This is a genomic window from Thioreductor micantisoli, assembly GCF_055392745.1.
This window is the reverse complement of sequence record NZ_AP043760.1, coordinates 31,796-52,293: the sequence shown is the minus strand read 5'-3', so window position 1 is coordinate 52,293 and position 20,498 is coordinate 31,796. Positions and strand designations below refer to the sequence as shown.

The 20,498-nt window shown below is 27.5% G+C and carries 25 protein-coding genes; 20 read left to right on the top strand and 5 right to left on the bottom strand.

Annotation, left to right across the window (positions count from 1 at the left end; genetic code table 11):
• Positions 1-3 precede the first annotated feature (3 nt).
• From nifD to amrS, 15 genes are all read left to right on the top strand, one after another.
• Positions 4-1,488 (top strand): nitrogenase molybdenum-iron protein alpha chain, encoded by a 1,485-nt coding sequence (gene nifD, locus ACZ5OA_RS00255; RefSeq protein WP_464907535.1) that lies wholly within the window; start codon positions 4-6, stop codon positions 1,486-1,488.
• The gene (gene nifK / locus ACZ5OA_RS00250) at positions 1,476-3,023 is read left to right on the top strand and encodes a nitrogenase molybdenum-iron protein subunit beta (RefSeq protein ID WP_464907534.1); all 1,548 of its coding nucleotides are present in this window, start codon (positions 1,476-1,478) and stop codon (positions 3,021-3,023) included. Before nifD ends, nifK begins: the two co-directional genes overlap by 13 nt.
• 122 nt (positions 3,024-3,145) lie before the next feature.
• Positions 3,146-3,955 (top strand): nitrogenase component 1, encoded by an 810-nt coding sequence (locus tag ACZ5OA_RS00245; protein WP_464907533.1) that lies wholly within the window; start codon positions 3,146-3,148, stop codon positions 3,953-3,955.
• A 40-nt stretch (positions 3,956-3,995) separates the two neighbouring features.
• Positions 3,996-4,505, top strand: a complete 510-nt coding sequence (locus ACZ5OA_RS00240; protein WP_464907532.1) for a nitrogenase component 1 — start codon at positions 3,996-3,998, stop codon at positions 4,503-4,505.
• On the top strand, positions 4,502-5,773 hold the full coding sequence (gene nifN / locus ACZ5OA_RS00235) for a nitrogenase iron-molybdenum cofactor biosynthesis protein NifN (RefSeq protein WP_464907531.1): 1,272 nt from the start codon (positions 4,502-4,504) through the stop codon (positions 5,771-5,773). The genes ACZ5OA_RS00240 and nifN overlap by 4 nt, the downstream gene beginning before the upstream one ends.
• A gap of 4 nt (positions 5,774-5,777) precedes the next feature.
• Entirely contained in the window at positions 5,778-6,230 is a 453-nt protein-coding gene (locus ACZ5OA_RS00230) for a NifB/NifX family molybdenum-iron cluster-binding protein (protein WP_464907530.1), read from the top strand.
• A gap of 9 nt (positions 6,231-6,239) precedes the next feature.
• Positions 6,240-6,689 (top strand): NifX-associated nitrogen fixation protein, encoded by a 450-nt coding sequence (locus ACZ5OA_RS00225; protein ID WP_464907529.1) that lies wholly within the window; start codon positions 6,240-6,242, stop codon positions 6,687-6,689.
• 2 nt (positions 6,690-6,691) lie between these two features.
• Positions 6,692-7,210, top strand: coding sequence for a flavodoxin (locus tag ACZ5OA_RS00220; protein WP_464907528.1), 519 nt, complete (start codon positions 6,692-6,694; stop codon positions 7,208-7,210).
• A 9-nt stretch (positions 7,211-7,219) separates the two neighbouring features.
• A complete protein-coding gene (locus ACZ5OA_RS00215) occupies positions 7,220-7,540 on the top strand; it encodes a nitrogenase-stabilizing/protective protein NifW (protein WP_464907527.1) in 321 nt (106 codons plus the stop codon).
• Positions 7,541-7,544: 4 nt separating this feature from the next.
• Positions 7,545-7,931, top strand: a complete 387-nt coding sequence (locus tag ACZ5OA_RS00210) for a nitrogen fixation protein NifZ (RefSeq protein ID WP_464907526.1) — start codon at positions 7,545-7,547, stop codon at positions 7,929-7,931.
• Positions 7,932-7,966: 35 nt separating this feature from the next.
• Complete coding sequence (locus tag ACZ5OA_RS00205) at positions 7,967-8,344, top strand: 2Fe-2S iron-sulfur cluster-binding protein (RefSeq protein ID WP_464907525.1); 378 nt, start codon at positions 7,967-7,969, stop codon at positions 8,342-8,344.
• 13 nt (positions 8,345-8,357) lie between these two features.
• A complete protein-coding gene (locus ACZ5OA_RS00200; protein ID WP_464907524.1) occupies positions 8,358-8,648 on the top strand; it encodes a 2Fe-2S iron-sulfur cluster-binding protein in 291 nt (96 codons plus the stop codon).
• 92 nt (positions 8,649-8,740) lie between these two features.
• Positions 8,741-9,964, top strand: coding sequence for an RNA polymerase factor sigma-54 (gene rpoN, locus ACZ5OA_RS00195; RefSeq protein WP_464907523.1), 1,224 nt, complete (start codon positions 8,741-8,743; stop codon positions 9,962-9,964).
• 51 nt (positions 9,965-10,015) lie between these two features.
• A complete protein-coding gene (locus ACZ5OA_RS00190; RefSeq protein WP_464907522.1) occupies positions 10,016-11,260 on the top strand; it encodes an MgtC/SapB family protein in 1,245 nt (414 codons plus the stop codon).
• Positions 11,235-12,224, top strand: coding sequence for an AmmeMemoRadiSam system radical SAM enzyme (gene amrS, locus ACZ5OA_RS00185; protein ID WP_464907521.1), 990 nt, complete (start codon positions 11,235-11,237; stop codon positions 12,222-12,224). The genes ACZ5OA_RS00190 and amrS overlap by 26 nt, the downstream gene beginning before the upstream one ends.
• Positions 12,225-12,226: 2 nt before the next feature.
• Here amrS and galE read toward each other — a convergent pair whose 3' ends face one another.
• A complete protein-coding gene (gene galE, locus ACZ5OA_RS00180; protein WP_464907520.1) occupies positions 12,227-13,249 on the bottom strand; it encodes a UDP-glucose 4-epimerase GalE in 1,023 nt (340 codons plus the stop codon).
• A gap of 253 nt (positions 13,250-13,502) precedes the next feature.
• Here galE and ACZ5OA_RS00175 point away from each other — a divergent pair, with 253 nt between their 5' ends.
• The 5 genes from ACZ5OA_RS00175 (at position 13,503) to rlmN (ending at position 17,809) form a co-directional block, all read left to right on the top strand.
• Positions 13,503-14,588, top strand: a complete 1,086-nt coding sequence (locus ACZ5OA_RS00175) for a potassium channel family protein (RefSeq protein ID WP_464907519.1) — start codon at positions 13,503-13,505, stop codon at positions 14,586-14,588.
• Complete coding sequence (locus ACZ5OA_RS00170; RefSeq protein WP_464907518.1) at positions 14,581-15,045, top strand: Crp/Fnr family transcriptional regulator; 465 nt, start codon at positions 14,581-14,583, stop codon at positions 15,043-15,045. Before ACZ5OA_RS00175 ends, ACZ5OA_RS00170 begins: the two co-directional genes overlap by 8 nt.
• 321 nt (positions 15,046-15,366) lie before the next feature.
• A complete protein-coding gene (locus ACZ5OA_RS00165; RefSeq protein ID WP_464907517.1) occupies positions 15,367-16,188 on the top strand; it encodes a ferritin-like domain-containing protein in 822 nt (273 codons plus the stop codon).
• Between the two features lie 26 nt (positions 16,189-16,214).
• Positions 16,215-16,748: a purine-nucleoside phosphorylase gene (locus ACZ5OA_RS00160; RefSeq protein ID WP_464907516.1), complete on the top strand. Its 534-nt coding sequence runs from the start codon at positions 16,215-16,217 to the stop codon at positions 16,746-16,748.
• A complete protein-coding gene (rlmN, locus tag ACZ5OA_RS00155; RefSeq protein ID WP_464907515.1) occupies positions 16,745-17,809 on the top strand; it encodes a dual-specificity RNA methyltransferase RlmN in 1,065 nt (354 codons plus the stop codon). The genes ACZ5OA_RS00160 and rlmN overlap by 4 nt, the downstream gene beginning before the upstream one ends.
• An 18-nt stretch (positions 17,810-17,827) precedes the next feature.
• Here the strand turns inward: rlmN and ACZ5OA_RS00150 are convergent, their stop codons facing one another.
• From ACZ5OA_RS00150 to pyrC, 4 genes are all read right to left on the bottom strand, one after another.
• Positions 17,828-18,331 carry a bacterioferritin gene (locus ACZ5OA_RS00150; protein WP_464907514.1) on the bottom strand — a complete coding sequence of 168 codons (504 nt, stop codon included), beginning with the start codon at positions 18,329-18,331 and terminating at the stop codon, positions 17,828-17,830.
• A gap of 95 nt (positions 18,332-18,426) precedes the next feature.
• On the bottom strand, positions 18,427-18,771 hold the full coding sequence (locus ACZ5OA_RS00145) for a putative Se/S carrier protein (RefSeq protein ID WP_464907513.1): 345 nt from the start codon (positions 18,769-18,771) through the stop codon (positions 18,427-18,429).
• Between the two features lies 1 nt (position 18,772).
• Positions 18,773-19,501, bottom strand: a complete 729-nt coding sequence (locus ACZ5OA_RS00140; protein WP_464907512.1) for a YaaA family protein — start codon at positions 19,499-19,501, stop codon at positions 18,773-18,775.
• Entirely contained in the window at positions 19,498-20,466 is a 969-nt protein-coding gene (gene pyrC / locus ACZ5OA_RS00135; RefSeq protein ID WP_464907511.1) for a dihydroorotase, read from the bottom strand. The genes ACZ5OA_RS00140 and pyrC overlap by 4 nt, the downstream gene beginning before the upstream one ends.
• Between the last annotated feature and the right edge of the window lie 32 nt (positions 20,467-20,498).

The following is a 20,498-nucleotide window of genomic DNA, read 5'->3' as shown; positions in this document are numbered from 1 at the left end:
CATATGGGTTTAGACACATTAAAAGATAAACAAAAATCTATAGTAGAAGAGGTGTTAAGTGTATATCCTAAAAAAGCGGCAAAAAACCGTTCAAGGCATTTAGGTGTTGCAACTCCAGAAGATGAAAGTCAAAAAACAGCAGGAAATGTAAGAAGTAATAAAAAAACAGTTCCGGGTGTTATGAGTCAAAGAGGTTGTGCTTATGCTGGAAGTAAAGGTGTTGTATGGGGGCCAGTTAAAGATATGATTCATATTTCACATGGTCCTATAGGTTGCGGCCAATACTCCCGTGCAGGTAGAAGAAACTATTATATAGGTACAACAGGGGTCGATACATTTGCAACAATGGATTTTACTTCTGATTTTCAAGAAAAAGACATTGTTTTGGGCGGTGATAAAAAACTTATGAAATGTTTTGAAGAAATTGATGAACTTTTCCCTCTCAATAGAGGTATTACTGTTCAATCCGAATGCCCAGTAGGTTTAATAGGTGATGATATACAATCAACATCAAAAGTTTATTCTAAAAAATCAGGCAAAGTTATTGTCCCTACAAGCTGTGAAGGATTTAGGGGTGTTTCTCAATCATTAGGACATCATATTGCAAATGATGTTATGAGAGATTATGTGATTGATCCTGAAATTCCAGCATATGGAAAAGAAATAGAGCCTGGTCCTTATGATGTAGCAATTCTTGGAGATTATAATGTTGGTGGTGATGCATGGTCAAGCAGAATTTTACTTGAAGATATGGGTCTTAGAGTTGTTTCTCAATGGACAGGAGATGCAACTTTAAAAGAGATGGCACAAACATCTAAAGTTAAATTAAATCTTTTGCATTGTTATCGTTCTATGAATTATATTGCAAGACATGTAGAAAGAGAATATGGAATCCCTTGGATTGAATTTAATTTCTTTGGTCCAACAAATATAGAAAAATCTATTAGAGAAGTAGCTTCATTTTTTGATGAAAAAATTCAGGAAAATGCTGAAAAAGTTATTGAAAAATATCGTTCTATGGCAGATGCTGTTATAGCAAAATACAAACCAAGACTTGAAGGTAAAAAGGTAATGCTTTTTGTAGGAGGTCTTAGACCAAGGCATACAATAGGTGCCTATGAAGATTTGGGAATGGAAGTTATAGGAACCGGTTATGAGTTTGGTCATGATGATGATTATGAAAAAACAAAAAAAGATATTGGTCATGCTACTATTATTTATGATGATGTAAATGAATATGAATTTGAAGCTTTTGCTAAAAAATTACATCCAGATCTTGTAGGTTCTGGTATTAAAGAAAAATATGTATTCCAAAAAATGGGGCTTCCATATAGACAAATGCACTCATGGGATTATAGTGGTCCTTATCACGGATATGATGGTTTTGCTATTTTTGCAGCAGATATGGACCTTGCTATTAATTCTCCTGTTTGGAAAATAAATGATGCACCATGGGAAAATAAAGGAGAAGAAAAATGCAAAATGTAGAAAATATAGTAGATGGACAGAAGCTATTTTTAAAACCTGAATACCAAGAACTTTTAAAAAATAAAAAAGAGTTTGAAAGTATTGCAGGAGCAACTAATCCTGAAAAATTAAAAGAAATTTCCGAATGGACAAAAACTTGGGAATATAGAGAAAAAAACTTTGCAAGAGAAGCTATTACAATTAATCCTGCAAAAGCATGTCAACCATTGGGAGCTGTAATGGCAGCACTAGGATTTGAAAACACAATGCCATATGTTCACGGAAGTCATGGATGTGTTTCATATTTTAGGTCATATTTTACAAGACATTTCAAAGAACCAACACCATGTGTTAGTGATTCTATGACAGAAGATGCAGCGGTTTTTGGAGGTTTAGCTAATATGAAAGATGGGCTTAAAAACTGTTGTGCCCTTTATAAACCTGATATGATTGCTGTATCAACAACATGTATGGCAGAAGTAATTGGGGATGATTTAAAATCTTTTATTGATGGAGCAAAACAAGAAGATGGTGGAGAATATATTCCAAAAGATATGCCAATACCTTATGCTCATACTCCATCATTTACTGGTAGTCATATTACCGGATATGATAATATGATGCATGGTATTTTGGGTCAGCTTACAGAAGGAAATGTTGATAAAGTAAATAAAAAAGAGAGAATAAATATTATTCCTGGATTTGAATCTTATGTAGGAAGTATTAGATCCATCAAAAATATCCTTGAAGAGTTTGGATATGATTATCTTATTTTGGGTGATCATTCTGATCAATTTGATACGCCATCTGGGAATTATAAAATGTTTGCAGGTGGTACAAAACTTGATGATACAAAAGATTGTGCCAATTCAAAAGCAACAATTTCATTGCAAAAATATGCCACTAAAAAAACGATGAAACTTTCGAAAATATGGAAACAAGAAAAAGTTTTTGCAAATCCTATAGGATTAAAAGGAACAGATGATTTTATAATGAAAATATCTGAGCTTACAGGAAAAGAGGTTCCTGAATCTTTGAAACTTCAAAGAGGAAGACTTGTAGATGCTATGCAGGATAGTTATCCATATATGCATGGTAAAAAAATTGCTATTTGGGGTGATCCTGACTTTTTACTTGGTACAGTTAGCTTTTTACTAGAAATGGGTGCTGAACCAACACATGTATTATGTAACAATGCTCCTAAAGGATGGGAAGAAGAAATGAGAGCATTACTTGACACATCTAAGGCAAAAGATGATTTACATGTATGGGCTGGAAAAGATTTATGGCATATGAGAAGTTTACTTTTTACTGAACCAGTTGATTTTATGATTGGTAATTCTTATGGAAAAGAGCTTTATAGAGATACTGGAACACCTCTTATTCGTATAGGGTTTCCTATATTTGACAGACATCATTTACACAGATATTCTATGAGCGGATATGATGGTGCGTTAAATTTATTAACTTGGATAGTAAATGGCGTTCTTGATAGACTTGATGAAGAGACAAAAGGTATTGCAACAACAGATTATTTTTTCGATTTAATAAGATAATCTTCCCTTTTTGGGAAATTTTTTTATTTTTTTTAACTTCTTATTTAATTTATTTCAATACAAATATAGAATATAGAATAAAAAATGCATATTTCTAATTATACAACTACTAAGGAGTTAATATGCTTGGAAGAAAAAAAATAAAAGAATTGTTAAATGAAAGTGCTTGTGAACATTCAAAAAATAAAAAACAAGGTTGTAATATAACAAAACCTGGTCTTGGTGCAGGAGGATGTGCTTTTGAAGGTGCACAAATTTCACTATTTCCTTTTGCTGATGCTATTCATTTAGTACATGGTCCTCAAACATGCCTTGGTGCTTCATGGGAAACAAGACTAACTCCAAGCTCATATGAAAAAGCAAATTTTACATATATGGGATTTACAACAGGTATTACAACAAATGATATAATTTTTGGAGGTAATAAACGCCTTAAAAAATCGATTGAATATATAATGGGAAAATATACTCCAGAGGCTATTTTTGTTTATTCAACCTGTGTAACAGCTCTTATAGGGGATGATATTGATTCAATATGTAAAATAAACAGTGAAAAATATAATATTCCTATAGTCCCTGTGCATGCACCTGGTTTTGTAGGTAGTAAAAATCTTGGCTCAAGGCTTGCCGGAGAAGATGTGTTAGAACATCTAATAGGCACAAAAGAGCCAGATTTTACAACGCCTTATGATATTAATATTATAGGAAATTATAATGTTACAGGTGATTTGTGGCAAATTACCCCTATTTTGGAAAAAATTGGTATAAGAGTTCTTAGTACTTTGAGTGGTGATGGTAGAATCGCAAAAATAAAAACAGCCCACCGTGCAAAACTTAATGTTATAAACTGTTCAAAATCTTTAATAACACTTTGCAGAAAAATGAAAGAAAAATACAATATCCCATGGATTTCTGCTTCTTTTTACAGGTAAAAGTCAAACATCAGCTTCTATTATTGAGATAGCCAAAGCTTTGGGAAATGCTGAACTTGTTGAAAAGGCCGTTGAAATAACAAAAGAAGAAGAAATTAAAATAGAGAAGAAATTAAAACCATATATTGAAAAATTTAAAGGTAAAAAAGCTGTATTAAATACAGGAGGAAACAAAGCATGGTCAATAGCTTCTGCATTACAGGATTTGGGAATTAAAGTTATAGCAACTTCTGTTGCAAAGTCTGTGGAGGGAGACATAACAAAAGCAAAAGAAATTTTGGGAGAAGATATTATTTTAATGAAATCCCCTGCATCAGAGCAGATAAAAATAGTAGAAGAAAAAGGCGCAGATATTTTATTAGGTGGTGGTAGAAGTTTATACACTGCATTTAAAAAAGGAATACCTTATATTAATGTAAATCAAGAAAAAAAGAAAATTTACGGAGGATACAATGGGCTTTTAAATTTTGCAAAAGATTTGGATAATGTTTTGGATAATCCTGTGTTTAGCAATTATGCAAAAAATGCACCTTGGGAGGTGAAAATATGAATACATTAAAAAAACCACTTCAAATTAACCCAATTAAACATTCTCAGCCTATGGGAGCTGCTTTAGCTTTTATGGGAATTAAAAATTCTCTTCCTTTAATGCATGGCTCAAAAGGTTGTGCTTCTTTTACAAAAGTTTTTTTTACAAGCCATTATAATGAACCAATTGCTATGTACAATACATCAGTGAGTGATATTACAGCTGTTCTTGAGGGTGGATATGAGACTATTATAAAATCGGTAGAAAATATTATTAAAAAAAATAACTTTGAACCAGAAATTATAGGATTACATACTACAGGACTTACAGAAACAAAGGGTGATGATATAAAAAGTGCTAAAGATTTTATAAATATTCCGTATTGTTATGTCCATACACCTGATTTTGAAGGAGGGATGGAAAGTGGATGGGCTTTAACTGTAAAAGCACTTATTGAACAGTTTACAAATCCTTCTAATAAAATAAATAATACAAAATTGTTACTTTTGCCAAATGTAAACATTCAACCTATTGAAATTGAAAAAATAAAAAATTTTTGTGAAAGTTTTGGTTTTGAAACATATGCACTTCCTGATATTTCAACATCACTTGATGGGTGTTTAAGCGAAGGACAGGGAAAACTTGGCAATGGGGCAATCAGTTTAGAAGATATTAAAAATTTAGGAGATTCTGCTTATGTGGTAACAATTGGAGAATCCATGAAAATTGCAGCCGAAACTCTTTTGGAAAAAAATCCAAAAATAATACATAAACATTTTAATTCTTTAATGGGATTAAATGAAACTGACAATTTTGTAACATTTTTGATGGGTTTACAACAAATTAATCCTATTTCTTCCATAAAAAGATGGAGAGGTAGGTTGCAAGATGCAATGTTAGATACTCATTTTGTAATTGGTAATAAAACTTTTGTAATAATTGGTGAACCTGATATGTGTGCTGGTATATGTGAATTATTTGGAAGTGTTGGTGCTAAAATAAAGGCTGTAATAGCCACTACTACATCTGAAATATTAAAAAACATTGATGCTGAAAATATTTTCGTAGGAGATTTTGAAGATGCTACTAAATTTTTAACAGAATGTGATGTATTAATTGCAAATTCTCATGGGGAACGGATATTGCACTCTATTGAAAGTAAAGCACACTTAATAGTAAGAGGATTCCCAAATTATGAAGAATTTGGAAATCAACTAAAAAATGACCAACTTTATGAAGGTGGTGCATATTTTTTATTTGAAGTGGCTAATTTATTAAATAAGGAGTAAGTTTATGGCTAAAACAACAAACATTAATGTTACATCTAATGAAGCTAATAATAACACTTTAAAAGTTGCTTTTGCAACAGATGATGATAATACTGTAGATCGAAGTTTTTCAAAAGCAAAAAAATTCATTGTATATGATATTTCAAAGGATAAATGTACAATAAAAAAAATTATTGAAATAGATACTTCAAATCTTCCAGAAGGAGAAAAAATAAAATATATAATTTCTTCATTGAAAGGAGTTAATATAATATATTGTAAAAACATTATAGGAGGAGATGCGGCAAAAGTCATTTCTTCTGGTATAACTCCTGTAAAAGTAAAATATATTGATTCTATTGAAGAACTATTAAGTCAATTTACATATATGATAAATAATAATCCACCACCATGGATTAGAAAAATTATGAATATAGAATTAGAAGATGTAAGACTTGATAGATGGAAAAGCGAATAAAGGATAAAAATGAATAAAATAGTTATAAACAAAGAGGATTTTAAAAAAGAGCTAATAAGACAGCTTAGGGCTTCGGATCAGTTTGGAAGCTGGTCTAAAATAAGTGATGAAGAACTTTTAACAAAAAAATATATAAAAACTAAAGAAGAACTTAAAAAAATACCAATTATTGCAGATATTGATGAAATTTGGATAAATGAAATAAAAATGATTTTTAAAGCCATTGCATTACAGTTTGAAAGAAAAACTGGCGTTATGTGTAATGTAGTTATGGAAATGAGCCATGAAGGATTTGGTCGTTGTATTGTTATAGCTGATAAAATTGTTCTTGTTGATAAATATTTTAAAGATGCTCATCGTTTTAGTTATAGAACTCTTGATAAATTATATGAAGATGGTGAGAAATTATTAAATAAAGCTCATACTGTATATTTACAATACAAACCTTGTAAGGAATAAAAATGGCAAAAATAGGAATATTTGTAGGAAGTAGTGGAGGAATTACTCAAAATACAGCTGAAATGCTAGAAGAATTTTTTGAAAATTGTGAACTTATAAATATGGAAGAAGATTTTGATGGCATTGAACAGTTTAAAGAATATGATATATTGCTTTTAGGCTCTTCGACATGGGGACAAGGTGATCCCCAAAGGGATTGGGTTGATCCTTTGTTTGAACTTGAAAATGAACTGCCAAATTTAAGCGGTAAAAAAATAGCTTTTTTTGGAGCAGGAGATCAAAAAGAACATGGGGAAGAGTTTGTAACAGCACTTGGGAAAATGAAAACTATTTTTAATAAATTAGGAACAGATACTGAGTATGGTTATTGGCCAATTAATGGATATGATTTTCAATATTCAAAAGCAATTATAAATGGAAAGTTTTGTGGTTTGGCTATTGATGATATCAATCAACCTGAACTTACAGAAAAAAGAGTAATTGAATGGGCTAAACAAATAAAAAAAGAGATGAATCTTTAAGGAGCAGTTATGAATAAATTTGAAAAATTTGAAACTATAGAAGAATATTTTGATTTTTTTGATATAGAATATGATAGAGAGATTGTAAGTGTTAAAAGATTTCATATTTTAAAAAAATATGCTGAAATACTGAAAAAAGGAAAAAAGGAAAAATTTAAAAATGAGCAAGAAAAATTAGATTATTATAAATTTGCTTTTTTTAATATTTATAAAAATTTTGAAAATGGTTATTCTCCTAGCGCTGCAGAAATATGGGATACATTTAGCAGACCTCCTTCTCCTTGCAGAACTTGTATGGGTGCAAATAGCTGTAATACCCTAAAGGAGTAAAACTATGAAAAAATATACAATTGAACAAGAAGAATTAATTTCATCTTCAACAAAAGATGAAATACTTCCTATATTTAAAATAGGTCAAAAAGTTAGAATAAAAGTTCCTATAAAAAATGATGGAACAAATCCTTTTAATGAAAAAAATGCAATTTTAATCGAACATGGAGAAGAAGGATATATTAAAACTATTGGAGATTTTTTACAAGTAATTAGAATTTATGAAGTCCATTTTATAGAAAAAGGAGTTATTTTCGGATGTCGTGAAGAAGAATTAGAAACAGTGGAAAATGATGAATTCTATGATGAAATGGAAGAAGAATTAAAATGGATTCGAGAACATCGTGCAAAAAAAGAAGCCGAAAAACAAATTCAAAGCAGGGTTACTTAGTTTTGAATTTGTTAAAAAAAAATAAAGGAGAATAAATGGTAAGTGTAATTTTTTGTGGATTTGGCGAGGGAATGAATAAAAGAGTTTTTGCAAAAAAAGGAGATCTTTTATTAAGAGTAGCAAAACAAAATGGAATTAAAATACCAAGTGAATGTGAAGATGGTACATGTGGTAGTTGTATAGTTAAAATCGAAGAATTAAAAACAAAAGATGTGTTAAGACCTGATGAAGAAGGTTATAGTGAAGCAACGCCAATATATATGGAAGATAAAGAACTTAGTACTTTAGTAGAGATGGGTGCAATATCAAAAAAAGAGGCTGAAATTGCTCAGCAGTATAATAGACAAACACCTGTTAGACTTGCATGTCAATGTGTAATTCAAACTGATATGCTTATAAAACCATTTAAATAAAAAAGGAAAAAATATGACAACAAGAGTAGAGATTATAAATGATTTTTTAGCGATAAATGTAAAACCTGGTAAAACTATTCAAGATATTGTAGAGGCATCTGGTTCTGCTTTACCTTTTGGATGTAGAGATGGTGAATGTGGAACATGTATTGTATATATTGAAAGTGGAATGGAATATTTGAGTGAAATGAACGAAAAAGAAAAAGGTGTTATGAAAACATTAAATGAAAATAGTCCTAAAGCTAGACTTGCATGTCAAATGAAAATTGTTAAACCAAATGGAGTAGTTCGTATTAAATATTAATTTTTATCCGATTCATATAGAATCGGATAATTTATTTTATGTGGAATAAAAATTGCATATATAATTATATAACTTATTATAAGGGCAATTTTATGAAATTTAAACAAAATTTATATCAAAAACAAATTCCGCGTTTATCTATGAAAATATGGCTACCTATTTTAGAATGCTCAGTTTCAGAATTAGATGAATATATAAGAACAATATCTTATGAAAATCCTTGTATTGAAATATCAAATAAAACTTCATCAAATCTTTCTAATAATGCATATCTCGAATATCAAAATCGTGTTTCAAATTCTTCAAGCGACATAATAGAGGCTATGAGTGTTACCCAAAAAACTTTATATGAAACATTAGAAGAACAAAATATTCCCCCTTTATTTCCAACAGATAAATCACAAAAAATTGCAAAGAAAATTATTTTAAATATCAATGAAGAAGGCTATTTTGATGGTAATATTGAAGAGATTGCTAATATTTGTAATGTTACTTCTACATTTGTAGAATCGATTAGACAACGTTTCAAATATTTAGAACCAAATGGTATAGGGGCTAAAGATTTAAAAGAATCATTTTTATTTCAAATTCATAATTATGATTTGGATGATGAATTAAGTATATTATTAAATAATATGATTAATGAACTTAAATCATTAGAAAAATTTATTAATTATCCTCGTTTTAATGAAGCAAAAAAATATTTAAAATATTTAAAATATCCTCCAGCAATTGAATTTAAAAAAAATAAAGGGCATATTTCTCCAGATATTCATGTATTTTTCGAAAAAGAAAAATTAAATATAAAAATAAATCTTATAGATAATTCAAATAATTTTTTAAAGAAAAAATTTAAAGAAGCAAAAGAACTTGTAAATATGTTGGAACTTAGAAAAAAAACACTTTACAATATAACCTTAATTATTACTGAAAAACAATACAATTTTTTTGTAGGTGGAAATTTAAAACCATTAAGATTAAAAGATATTGCAAATGAGTTGGGTTTTAATGAATCAACTATTTCAAGAGCTATAAAAAACAAATATATACAAACAGAGTGGGGTGTATTCGCGTTTAAAGATTTTTTTGTAAACAATATTAATAATATTTCAACTGTTGAAATAAAAGAATTTATTAAAAAACTAATAGAAAATGAAGATAATAACAAACCCTTAAATGATAAAGAAATTCTTAATAATATTATTAAAAGATATAATATTGATATGAAAAGAAGAACTATTGTAAAATATAGGCAGGAGATGAATATTCCTTCTTATAAAGAGAGAAAATTTATATATTTAATTAAAAATTCATAAAAGAGAGAAAATTTTATTATAATAAACAAAATTTATCAGTAGGAGTAATAAATGAACTATCTTCAAAATGAATATATAAAAATATTAATTCCTATAATTATAGGATTTATAATAGGTTTACAAAGAGAGCTCAATAATTTATACAAAAATCAAACAGATTTAGCAGGGGCTAGAACTTTTGCTATAGTTGCATTAATTGGTTATCTTTCCACATATTTAAATATAAATATTATCTATGGACTTATTTTTATTATAGGAATTGGCTACTATCTTAATAATTTAAATAATAACAATAAAAGAAGAGGAATAACAACAGAAGTAAGTCTTATAGCTACTTATCTTCTTGGAATAATGATAAATAAAAATATAGAATTTGCAATTTATACATCTGTTTTAGTAGTATTTTTATTAAATTTAAAATCAACTCTTACAACATATGAAAAATATATATCTAAAATTGATTTAAATGCTGTAGTGACATTTTTATTAATTACATTTATAGTTTTGCCGATTTTACCAAACAGATATATAGATAAATGGCAATTAATAAATCCTTATCAATTATGGCTATTTGTAATTTTACTAAGTGGCCTTTCATTTTTAGGATATATTTTAAATAAACTCTGGGGAAATAAAGGAATATATTTAACTGGAATTATAGGTGGACTTGCTTCGAGCACAGCAACAACAATAACCTTTTCACAAAAATCTAAAATAGAACCTTCCGTTTCAAAACATACAGCAATAGCTATCAATTTGGCAAACACTATTATGCTTTTAAGAGTATTCATTTGGACTGCTTTATTTAATATATCTATTATGCATAAACTTGTAATTCCTTTTCTATTAGCATCTATTGGAGGTTTTATATACATTTATTATTTAATAAAAGATAATTTGAATACTTATACTAATACTCAAATAGAATATAAAAATCCACTTGAATTATGGGAAAGTTTAAAATATGGACTAATTTTTGGTCTAATTTTTGCAGGTGTAAAAGTTGCTCATACTTATTTCGGAGATAGTGGAACTTTAATAGTTTCATTTATTGCCGGAATTACTGATGTAGATGCTATTACAATTACATTAAGCAAATATGCCCAAAATGGAACTTTATTACAAAATATTGCTATTTATGGTATATTAATAGCAACAGTTACAAATCAAATAGCAAAACTTATTTATAGTTATTTTATTGGTAGTAAACAAAATTTTAAATATTTTGCTACTTTTAATTTAATTATAATCTTAATATTAGGGGGAAGTTATGCAATATTACAAAACATTAAATGAAGACACTATACAATGTTTGTTATGCAGACATTATTGTAAATTAAAAGAGGGGCAAACTGGAATTTGTGGAGTAAATAAAAATAAAAACAGTGAACTTAAAAATTTAGTTTACAATCATCCAAGCGCTTTAAATATAGACCCAGTCGAAAAAAAACCGCTTTACCACTTTTTACCAGGAAGTAATATTTTATCAATTGGAACTGTCGGATGTAATTTTAGATGTCCATTTTGCCAAAACTGGCAAATTTCACAAACAAATAAAATTGATGAAAATGTCGTAGTTACACCTGAGAATATGGCAAATTTAGTAACAGAATATCAATGTGACGGAGTAGCTTATACATACAATGAACCATCGATTTTTTATCCTTATGCCAAAGATATTGGTAAATTAGTAGAACTTAAAGGGGCAAAAAATATATTTGTAACAGATGGTTTTGAATCTATTGAAGAGATTGAAGATATGAATTGGCTAGATGCTGCAAATATTGATCTAAAAAGCTTCAATAAAGAGTATTACAAAAAAGTTTTAAAAGGTAATTTAGATGCAGTTTTAAATACCATTCAAAGAATGCACGATAAAAGTATATGGATAGAGATCACAACCCTACTTATTGATGGAGTTAATGACTCCGATGAAGAGTTAGAAAATATGGCTAAATTTATAGCAAATGTTGATAAAAATATTCCATGGCATTTAAGCGCTTTTCATCCTGATTATAAAATGCTTGATAAAAAGGCAACTCAAATAGAAACATTAAAAAGAGCATATGATATGGGTAAAAAATATGGACTTAATTATATATATTTTGGAAATATAGATGTACCTGACATTACATATTGTCCAAAATGTGGATATGAAATAGTTATAAGACATAGATATGAAGTAATTAAAAACGAAATTACAGATAAAGGAACTTGTCCTAAATGTAATGATAAAATAGCAGGAGTGTGGAATAAATAAATTTATTCTCCATATCCATTAGGATTTTTACTTTGCCATCTCCAACTATCTTCACACATTTTGTTTAAATCTCTCGTTGCCTGCCAATTAATAATTTTCTTAGCAAAAGTTGGATCTGCATAAACTTTAGCTACATCTCCAGCTCGTCTATCTACAATTTTATATGGTATCTTTTTACCACTTACTTTTTCAAATGCTTTTACAACATCTAAAACACTATACCCTTTTCCAGTTCCAACATTTACAATAAGTGGCTCTATTTGACCTATTTTATTTAGATATTCAATCGCTTTTACATGAGCATTAGCTAAATCCATTACATGAATATAATCTCTTACTCCTGTACCATCGTAAGTATCATAATCATTTCCAAAAACATTTAAATATTCTCTTTTACCAACTGCTACTTGTGTTATAAAAGGCATTAAATTATTTGGTATTCCATTTGGATTTTCACCAATAGTTCCATCTTCATATGCTCCAACTGGATTAAAATATCTAAGTATTGCTATTTTAAAAGAGTTATCAGAGATATATAAATCTTCTAAAATTCTCTCTATCATATATTTACTTGTTCCATAAGGATTTGTCGTACTTCCTACTGGAAATTTTTCTGTAATAGGCGTAATACTTGGATCTCCATAAACAGTGGCAGAAGAACTAAATACTATTTTTTTACAACTATTTTCTCTCATAACTTCTAATAATCTTAAAGTTCCACATACATTATTATCATAATATTTAAGAGGTTTTTCTACTGACTCCCCTACTGCTTTAAGCCCTGCAAAATGAATTACAGAATCTATATTATATTTTGAAAAAACTTCCTGAAGTTTGGACTTATCTCTTATATCACCTTCAACAAAAGTTATATCTTTATTTATAATTTCAGATACTCTTTTTAGAGACTTGGAAGATGAATTAGAAAGATTATCATAAACTATAAAGTTATAATTAGCTTTTGCTAATTCTATCAATGTATGACTTGCTATATATCCTGCTCCACCTGTTATAAGTATTTGCATTTAAATATTTCCTTATTATTTATAATTTTTATACTCATATTATATCAAAATAGTTCTGCTTAAATATATCTATTTATTTAATTATCATTTTTAAATATTTTTGGTATAATTAAATATAATAAATAATGTTTCACGAGAAACAATACAAGTAATTATAAAATTTAATAAAAATAGCGATAATTATTAAGTGTGGAATTAAAATATAAAAAGGAAATTTAAGTTTGAATAAATTTATAACTTATAATGTAAAACGATGAAAGAGATAAAAGCTTGGATTTTTTATTTTTTATTTTTTATTTTTTTTATATTAAGTATTTCTTATATATTTCCTGAGTTAGATTCAAGTTTCAAAGGCTATTTTGAAACTTTTTATTGGGCAGTAATAACAGCATCAACTGTTGGATATGGAGATATAACTCCTCATACAACATTAACAAAAGCTGTCACTATAATTTTAATCATTTTATCGACAATAGCTGTTTCACTTTTTACAGCGATTGTAACAAATCGACTAATTCAAAAAACTATATTTAAAATAAGGGAGTGGGAAAGTGTGGATAAATTAAATAATCATTTAATAATTTGTGGATACAAACCTCAATTCAAAATACTACTAAATAGATTTTTAGAGTCAAACAATAGATTAAATGTAGAAGGTATCGTCATAATAAATGACGAATTAACACCAGGAATAGAAATGGTACTTGAAAAAATAAAACATATAAAATTTGTAAAAGGTGATTTTAGTGAAGATGAAGTTTTATTAAAAGCAAAAGCCAACAAAGCTAGTAAAGCTATTATAATTGCTGAACATAATGAAAATAGCGATTCAAAAGTATTAGCAACTTCTATTTTATTAAAATCATTTAATAAAAACATTTATTTAATTGCAGAAATAATAAATCCAAAATTTGAAAAATATTTAGAAAGAATAGAATGCGATGAAATTATTTTAAATGAAGAGTATAATAAAGACCTTTTATCAAAAGCAATTACTGACCCTGGTATTTCAAAAGTAGTTGGTAATTTAATTAAAGATAAAAATTTTAAAATTATTCATTCTAGTAAAACATCAGTAACTTACAAAGAAATTTTTGATGAAATGTTACAAAATAATTCACTTCTTATTGGAATAATAGAAAATTATGGTAACTTAAAACAACTAAAAAAAGAGTATATTAAAGAAGCTGAAGAGTCTCCTAATATAGATAAATTATATGATAAAATACATAAATTAAAAGATATACAACTTAATAAAGTAATTTTAACCCCTAATAATGATTATATAATACAAAATCATACAGCACTTATAATAATAGAAAAGGAAAATAATGTATAATCATCCTCTATTTAAAGAATTAAACAAAGAAGAAGCACAAAAATTTACACAAATTTTTAAAAGAAAAGAAATTCCAGTAAATACAATTTTAATAAAAGAAGGTGAAATTGGAAATAGTGCATTTTTACTTATAGGAGGAAAAGTTTCTATATCAAAAGAAAATATATATAATGAAGATTATATTGTAACTATAATAGATGCAGGTGGAGATGAGTTTTTTGGTGAAATAAATTTAATTGATGAAGGAAAAATAACTTCTACAATTAAAACTATTGAAGATTCTATAATTTTAGAAGTAACAAGAGATGATCTCAAAAATTTTATGGATCAAAATCCAGAAATAGGATATAAAATTATATGGCATATGGCAAAAAATTGTGTGAATCACTTAAAAAAAGCAGATAATGATGTAATAACTCTTTTTAATGCATTGGTAGAAGTTGTAGAAAATGATTAAATAAACTTGATTATATATTTAGATACTAACCTAAAACATTCAACAATAGAACAAATTTCTTAACACTCCAAAAATTTAAAAAGTTCAAACACAAGTTCCATTCAGGTTGAGTGCACTTTTTTAACACTTTTTTTCATTAAAATTTGTAGTCATTTCATTTATTTAGTCAGAATATTTTTAATATATTAAGTCAATAAGTATATTTACTACGACATATTTTATATAAGTCGTAACAATTCTACTCAATTTAATACAAATTTTATCTTATTTTATATTTTTTTCAAATTTTATGATAAAATAAATAAAAAAGAAGGAATAAAAATGGTAAAAACTAAACAAATAAATTATTTAAGTTTATTGTATGCATCTTTTATGCACCCAAATAGAGAAATAGCAGAAATATATGAAGATTTTGGGTTAATTGAATATAAACATATGATGTGGGCAATGAATGATATGGTTAAGAATAATATTAAATTTGATATGGATATAGATAATTTAAGAGATTTAAAAGTAACTTCTACAAAAGAATTAAGAGAAAAAATAATAACAAAAATTAAAGAATCTATCAAATGTAAAAATAGTAATGGAGTTGACACGCCAACTATTGCAAGATTTAAAAATGATGAAGAGTATTTCTTGAGTATCTTAAAAAATATGAATGATGATGAAAAAATAACAGCATTTGATGAACACAAAACACTAAAAAATATAGAAATAACACCTATTCAGGCTAATGCATTTAATTTCTTTTTAATAGGAGAAACATTTAAAGAATATGAATTAATTACTATCTATTCATATCTAAAAGCTCACATAACTGACAATATAGAAGCAGTAAATTGTTTTGCTGATTTAGCAAGTGATTCTATTTATCATCTAAAAAGATTTGCAAAATATGCAGTAGAACTTGGTACTTTAAACTTTGTAAGAAGTATAGATAAAGAAAAATATAGAAATGTAGAGGTTGTTAAATTTTTAAAAGAAAATATTGAAGAAGAAATAGGAGCTGAAAAAGAGTGCTTAATATTAGCTGAAAAGATTGGAAATAATGATTTGTCAAACTTTTTACTATTTATCTCAAGACAAGAAGTTTATCACGCAGAATTATTAAGTAGAGCATTATCTCATCTAAAAAAATAGTATAATACCATTAAAAAAGGTATTGTATGATTTTATCTGCTGGAAAAGAGGAAATTTTCTCTTTTGCTCATCCTATTGGAATTGGACTTATTGAAAGTGCAATCAATTTAACTACTTTATGTTTACTTGATAGGCCAAAATCACTAATTTTTATTGGAAGTGCCGGGAGTTACAATTCAAATAAACATAAAATTTTCGACATAATTACTTCTTCAACTGCTGCTCAAATGGAAATATCTTTTTTACAAAAAAAATCTTATACACCAATTGATAATTTTATAACAGCAAGTGTTTCACGTGAAACAGTAGTTAATTCTTCAAATTATATCACAACTGATGAATTATCTGCCCTTGCTTTTGATAAACTTAGATTTGAGGTTGAAAATATGGAATTTTATAGTGTAGTAAAAATTGCAAAAGAATTTAGTATTCCAGTAAAAGGTATTTTTGTAATTACAAATTATTGCGAAGAAAATGCCCACGAACAATATTTACAAAATATAAAAGAAGCTAAAAATAGACTAATTAATTATTTAAAAGAAAAAGGATATATTAAATGAAAGAAATAATGAGTTATTTACCAGATGAGCTTGAGATTGAACCAAAATTTAGAAAAAAACAGATTTTCAATTGGATTTATGATAAATATATTGAAAATTTTGATGATATGAAAAATTTACCAAAGACTTTAAAAGAAGAGTTGAAAAATGAATATATTATCAATCCATTAACCATTATAAATAGAGAAATTGCAACTGATGGGACTGAAAAATTTTTACTTGGACTAAAAGATGGACACACAGTTGAAACTGTTTTATTGAAAATGAAAGAAGAAGAAAGTGATGATGAAGGAAATATAATCAGTGAAGATAGATACACTGTTTGTGTTAGTTGTCAAGTTGGATGTAAAGTTGGATGTAGTTTTTGTTTAACTGCAAAAGGTGGATTTGTTAGAAATTTAACACCAGCTGAAATTGTAGCACAAGTATGGCTGATGAAAAAAGTTAAAAATTTCAATAATCAAAAAACTCTGAATGTAGTTTATATGGGAATGGGAGAACCTCTTGATAACTATAATAATATGGTAAAAGCTATCAAAATTATTTCAAATGAAAATGCCCTTCACATTGCACCTCGTCGTCAAACTCTTTCTACGAGTGGAATTGCTCCTAAAATAGAAAAATTGGCAACTGAAGATCTAGGAATCAATTTGGCAATATCTTTACATGCTGTAGATGATAAATTAAGAGAAGAATTAATACCAATGAATAAAGCTTACAATATTCATTCAGTTATTCAAGCTGTGAAAAAATTTCCAATTGATAAAAGAAAAAAAGTATTATTTGAATATTTAGTTATTGATGGAATTAATGATGATGAAAAAAGTGCCACTAAACTTGTTAAATTATTAAATGGAATTAGAGCTAAAGTAAATTTAATATATTTTAATCCATATCCTGGAACAAATTATAAAAGACCAACTAAACAAAAAATGGAAAATTTTAGAGATATACTTACCAAAAAAGGTGTTATTTGTACTATTCGTGAAAGTAAAGGCATGGATATCTCAGCTGCTTGTGGACAACTTAGAGAAAAAGAGTGTAATTGTGAAAATAATTAATTCATCCAAAAGGATGAATTAATTTGCTGGTGGCATCATCCCACCAACAGTTTTACTTCTTTCCATAGCTTGTTGAGCTAAATATCTATCTCCGAATTTTTTAAGATTTTGATATTCCGTATCATATTGATCAAAATGTCTTTCTTCATCTGCAATAATTGATTCAAAAAGTTGTTTACTCATAGAATCACTTGCATTTGCACATTCCATTGCCCATTTATTATAATCAACGATTGCACCTTCTTCGCTATCCATCGCCCATTTTAGCATCTTTTCAGGATCTTTTTCTTTTACTACTTCAAGTGAAGCTTTCATCTCTATATCACCACTTAAAAACAGAATTCTTTCAGCAAATCTTTCAATATGCATCATCTCTTCAATTGCTGTTCTTTTGAAAATATTAGCCAATAAATCATACCCTAAATCATCCAAAATAAAATGAAAATACATATATTGATGAACCGCACTCAATTCATCTCCTACTGCTTTATTTAATAACTCTATACTTTTACTTCTATCCATTTTGATTCCTTTTTTTCTTAATTATAACTAAGATAAAGAAAAAAGTTTCTAAAAGAAAAAAATTATTATTTAAAAGTTACTAATAGTAACATATTTTACAATTCACAACCCTCTTTTTGTAAATTACCATAAATTTTGACCGATTTATTCTCCTCATATATAAAAACTTCTACTTCAATATTATTATCTTTTAAAATTTTTGCTATATCTTCATACTCATTCGTTACAATTGCTACTCCACAAGCTTCAAAAATATCATCTGGAACTGTAATTGATTTAAACTTAGTTTTATTTTTCTTTAAAATTTTTTCAGCTTTTAAGCCATCAGGAATATTTGAAAAAGAGAGATAATATTTATCATTCAGTTTATTTGTAATCTTATAAAAAAGCTCTTGCGCGTGAAGTCTAACACCATCTAATAAATATTTTAATTCAGCCATTTTATTCCTTTATTTCATAAATAATAGTCTTTTTATTTTTAGTTTCTTGAATTTCTGTTAAAGTTAATTTATTAATTTGTAAATTAAGTAACTCTTGCCCAGTTTTAATTTTATTTTTTGCCATTTCTTTCAAAACTATACCTCTATAAGCTTTTGCCCAATGACTTACAACTTTTCCATTTTTTATAAATTTCATAGTTATATATTTTTGTGGTTTATAAAATTTATCATAATGTCCTGCTCTTAAATCCAAAACAACCTCATCAGACAAATACTCATCTAATTTTTCAGAAAACTCTCTTTTGTAATATTTATCTATTTCAATATTAGGTAAATTTCTAGCTTGCTTCATTCTATAAAATGGCAATAAAGAATCTGCTTTAATCACACCAAATAAATTGGAAAAAATAAGAGTATTTTCATCAATATATTTTTGTGAAGTTTCATCTAACAAAGAATATTCTAAATAATCATAAGCAACACCATTATATCTTTCAATCGCCTTACAAGTAGGTTCTTCAAAAATATTCACAACATATTCACAACCATTTTTTATACCAAAAAATTGATTTAATTCTTCATCACTTAAAGAGTGAATATATTTATCATATTCTTTTAAAACTAATTCTCTTTTTTCATACAACTCTGGAAAAATAAAGCTATCTTTAGTTATCGGCTCAAACTCTTGTTTTGTAGTTTTTCCTTCACTTGGAGAAAAAAGTATCTTCACTTCACTCTCCAATTAAATCTTTTACCAGCAAACATAGGCACAACTTCACCCACCATTTTTGGTGCTACCCACTCTTCTTCTACCAATTCAACATCTTTATTTACTACATTTAAATTAAAATTATTAATTGCATTATCACTTATAAATCTTTGAAGTTTTGCTTCGTTTCCTTCAAAAAACTCTGCAAGTGCCGGCAAAATCACAGGGGCAGAAAATATTCCAGCTGCACCTTTGAATTTGTTTTTAAGTGGATGTGGAGCTGAATCACTTCCAAACATTACATTTTTATGTCCACTTCTTACTAATTCTTGTAAAGCGTCTCTATCGCTTGCTAATTTTACTGTTGGTTTACAAAAATTATGAACATTCAAAGCACCTCCACATAAATCATCTAATGTAAGTAGTAGATGATGAACTGTTACTGTTGCTTTTAGATTGTCATATTTTGTAGCAAGTTCAGCTAACTCTTTTGTAGATATATGCTCCATAATAACGGTTAAATTTGGTAAATCTTTTGCTAATTTTTCATAAGTAGGAGCAAATTCTCTTTCTCTATTTAGCATACTTCCATTTGTTTCACCGTGAATTGATAAAGGAATATTATATTTTGCTAAAAGCTCTAATGTAGGATAAATATCTTCAATTGAATTAATTCCACTTTCACTATTTGTAGTGATTCCATCTGGATAAAACTTCATAGCGAAAATATTATTTTTTAGCTTTTGAATCTCTTCTTCTGTAAAGTTTTGTAAAAAAACATCCATTAAAGGAGTAAAATCTTCACCACTAACTTTTTGAATCTCTTCTTTATATTTTAAAACTCCATCAAGTGTAGTTACAGGAGGAATAGTATTTGGCATAATCACTGCACCTGCAAATTGATGCACAGTCTCAGGTAAGACTTTTTTAAGCATATCACCTTGACGAACATGTAAATGCATATCTATTGGCTTATTTATTATCATAATATAACCTTTTTTTTAATTATAGCAAATTT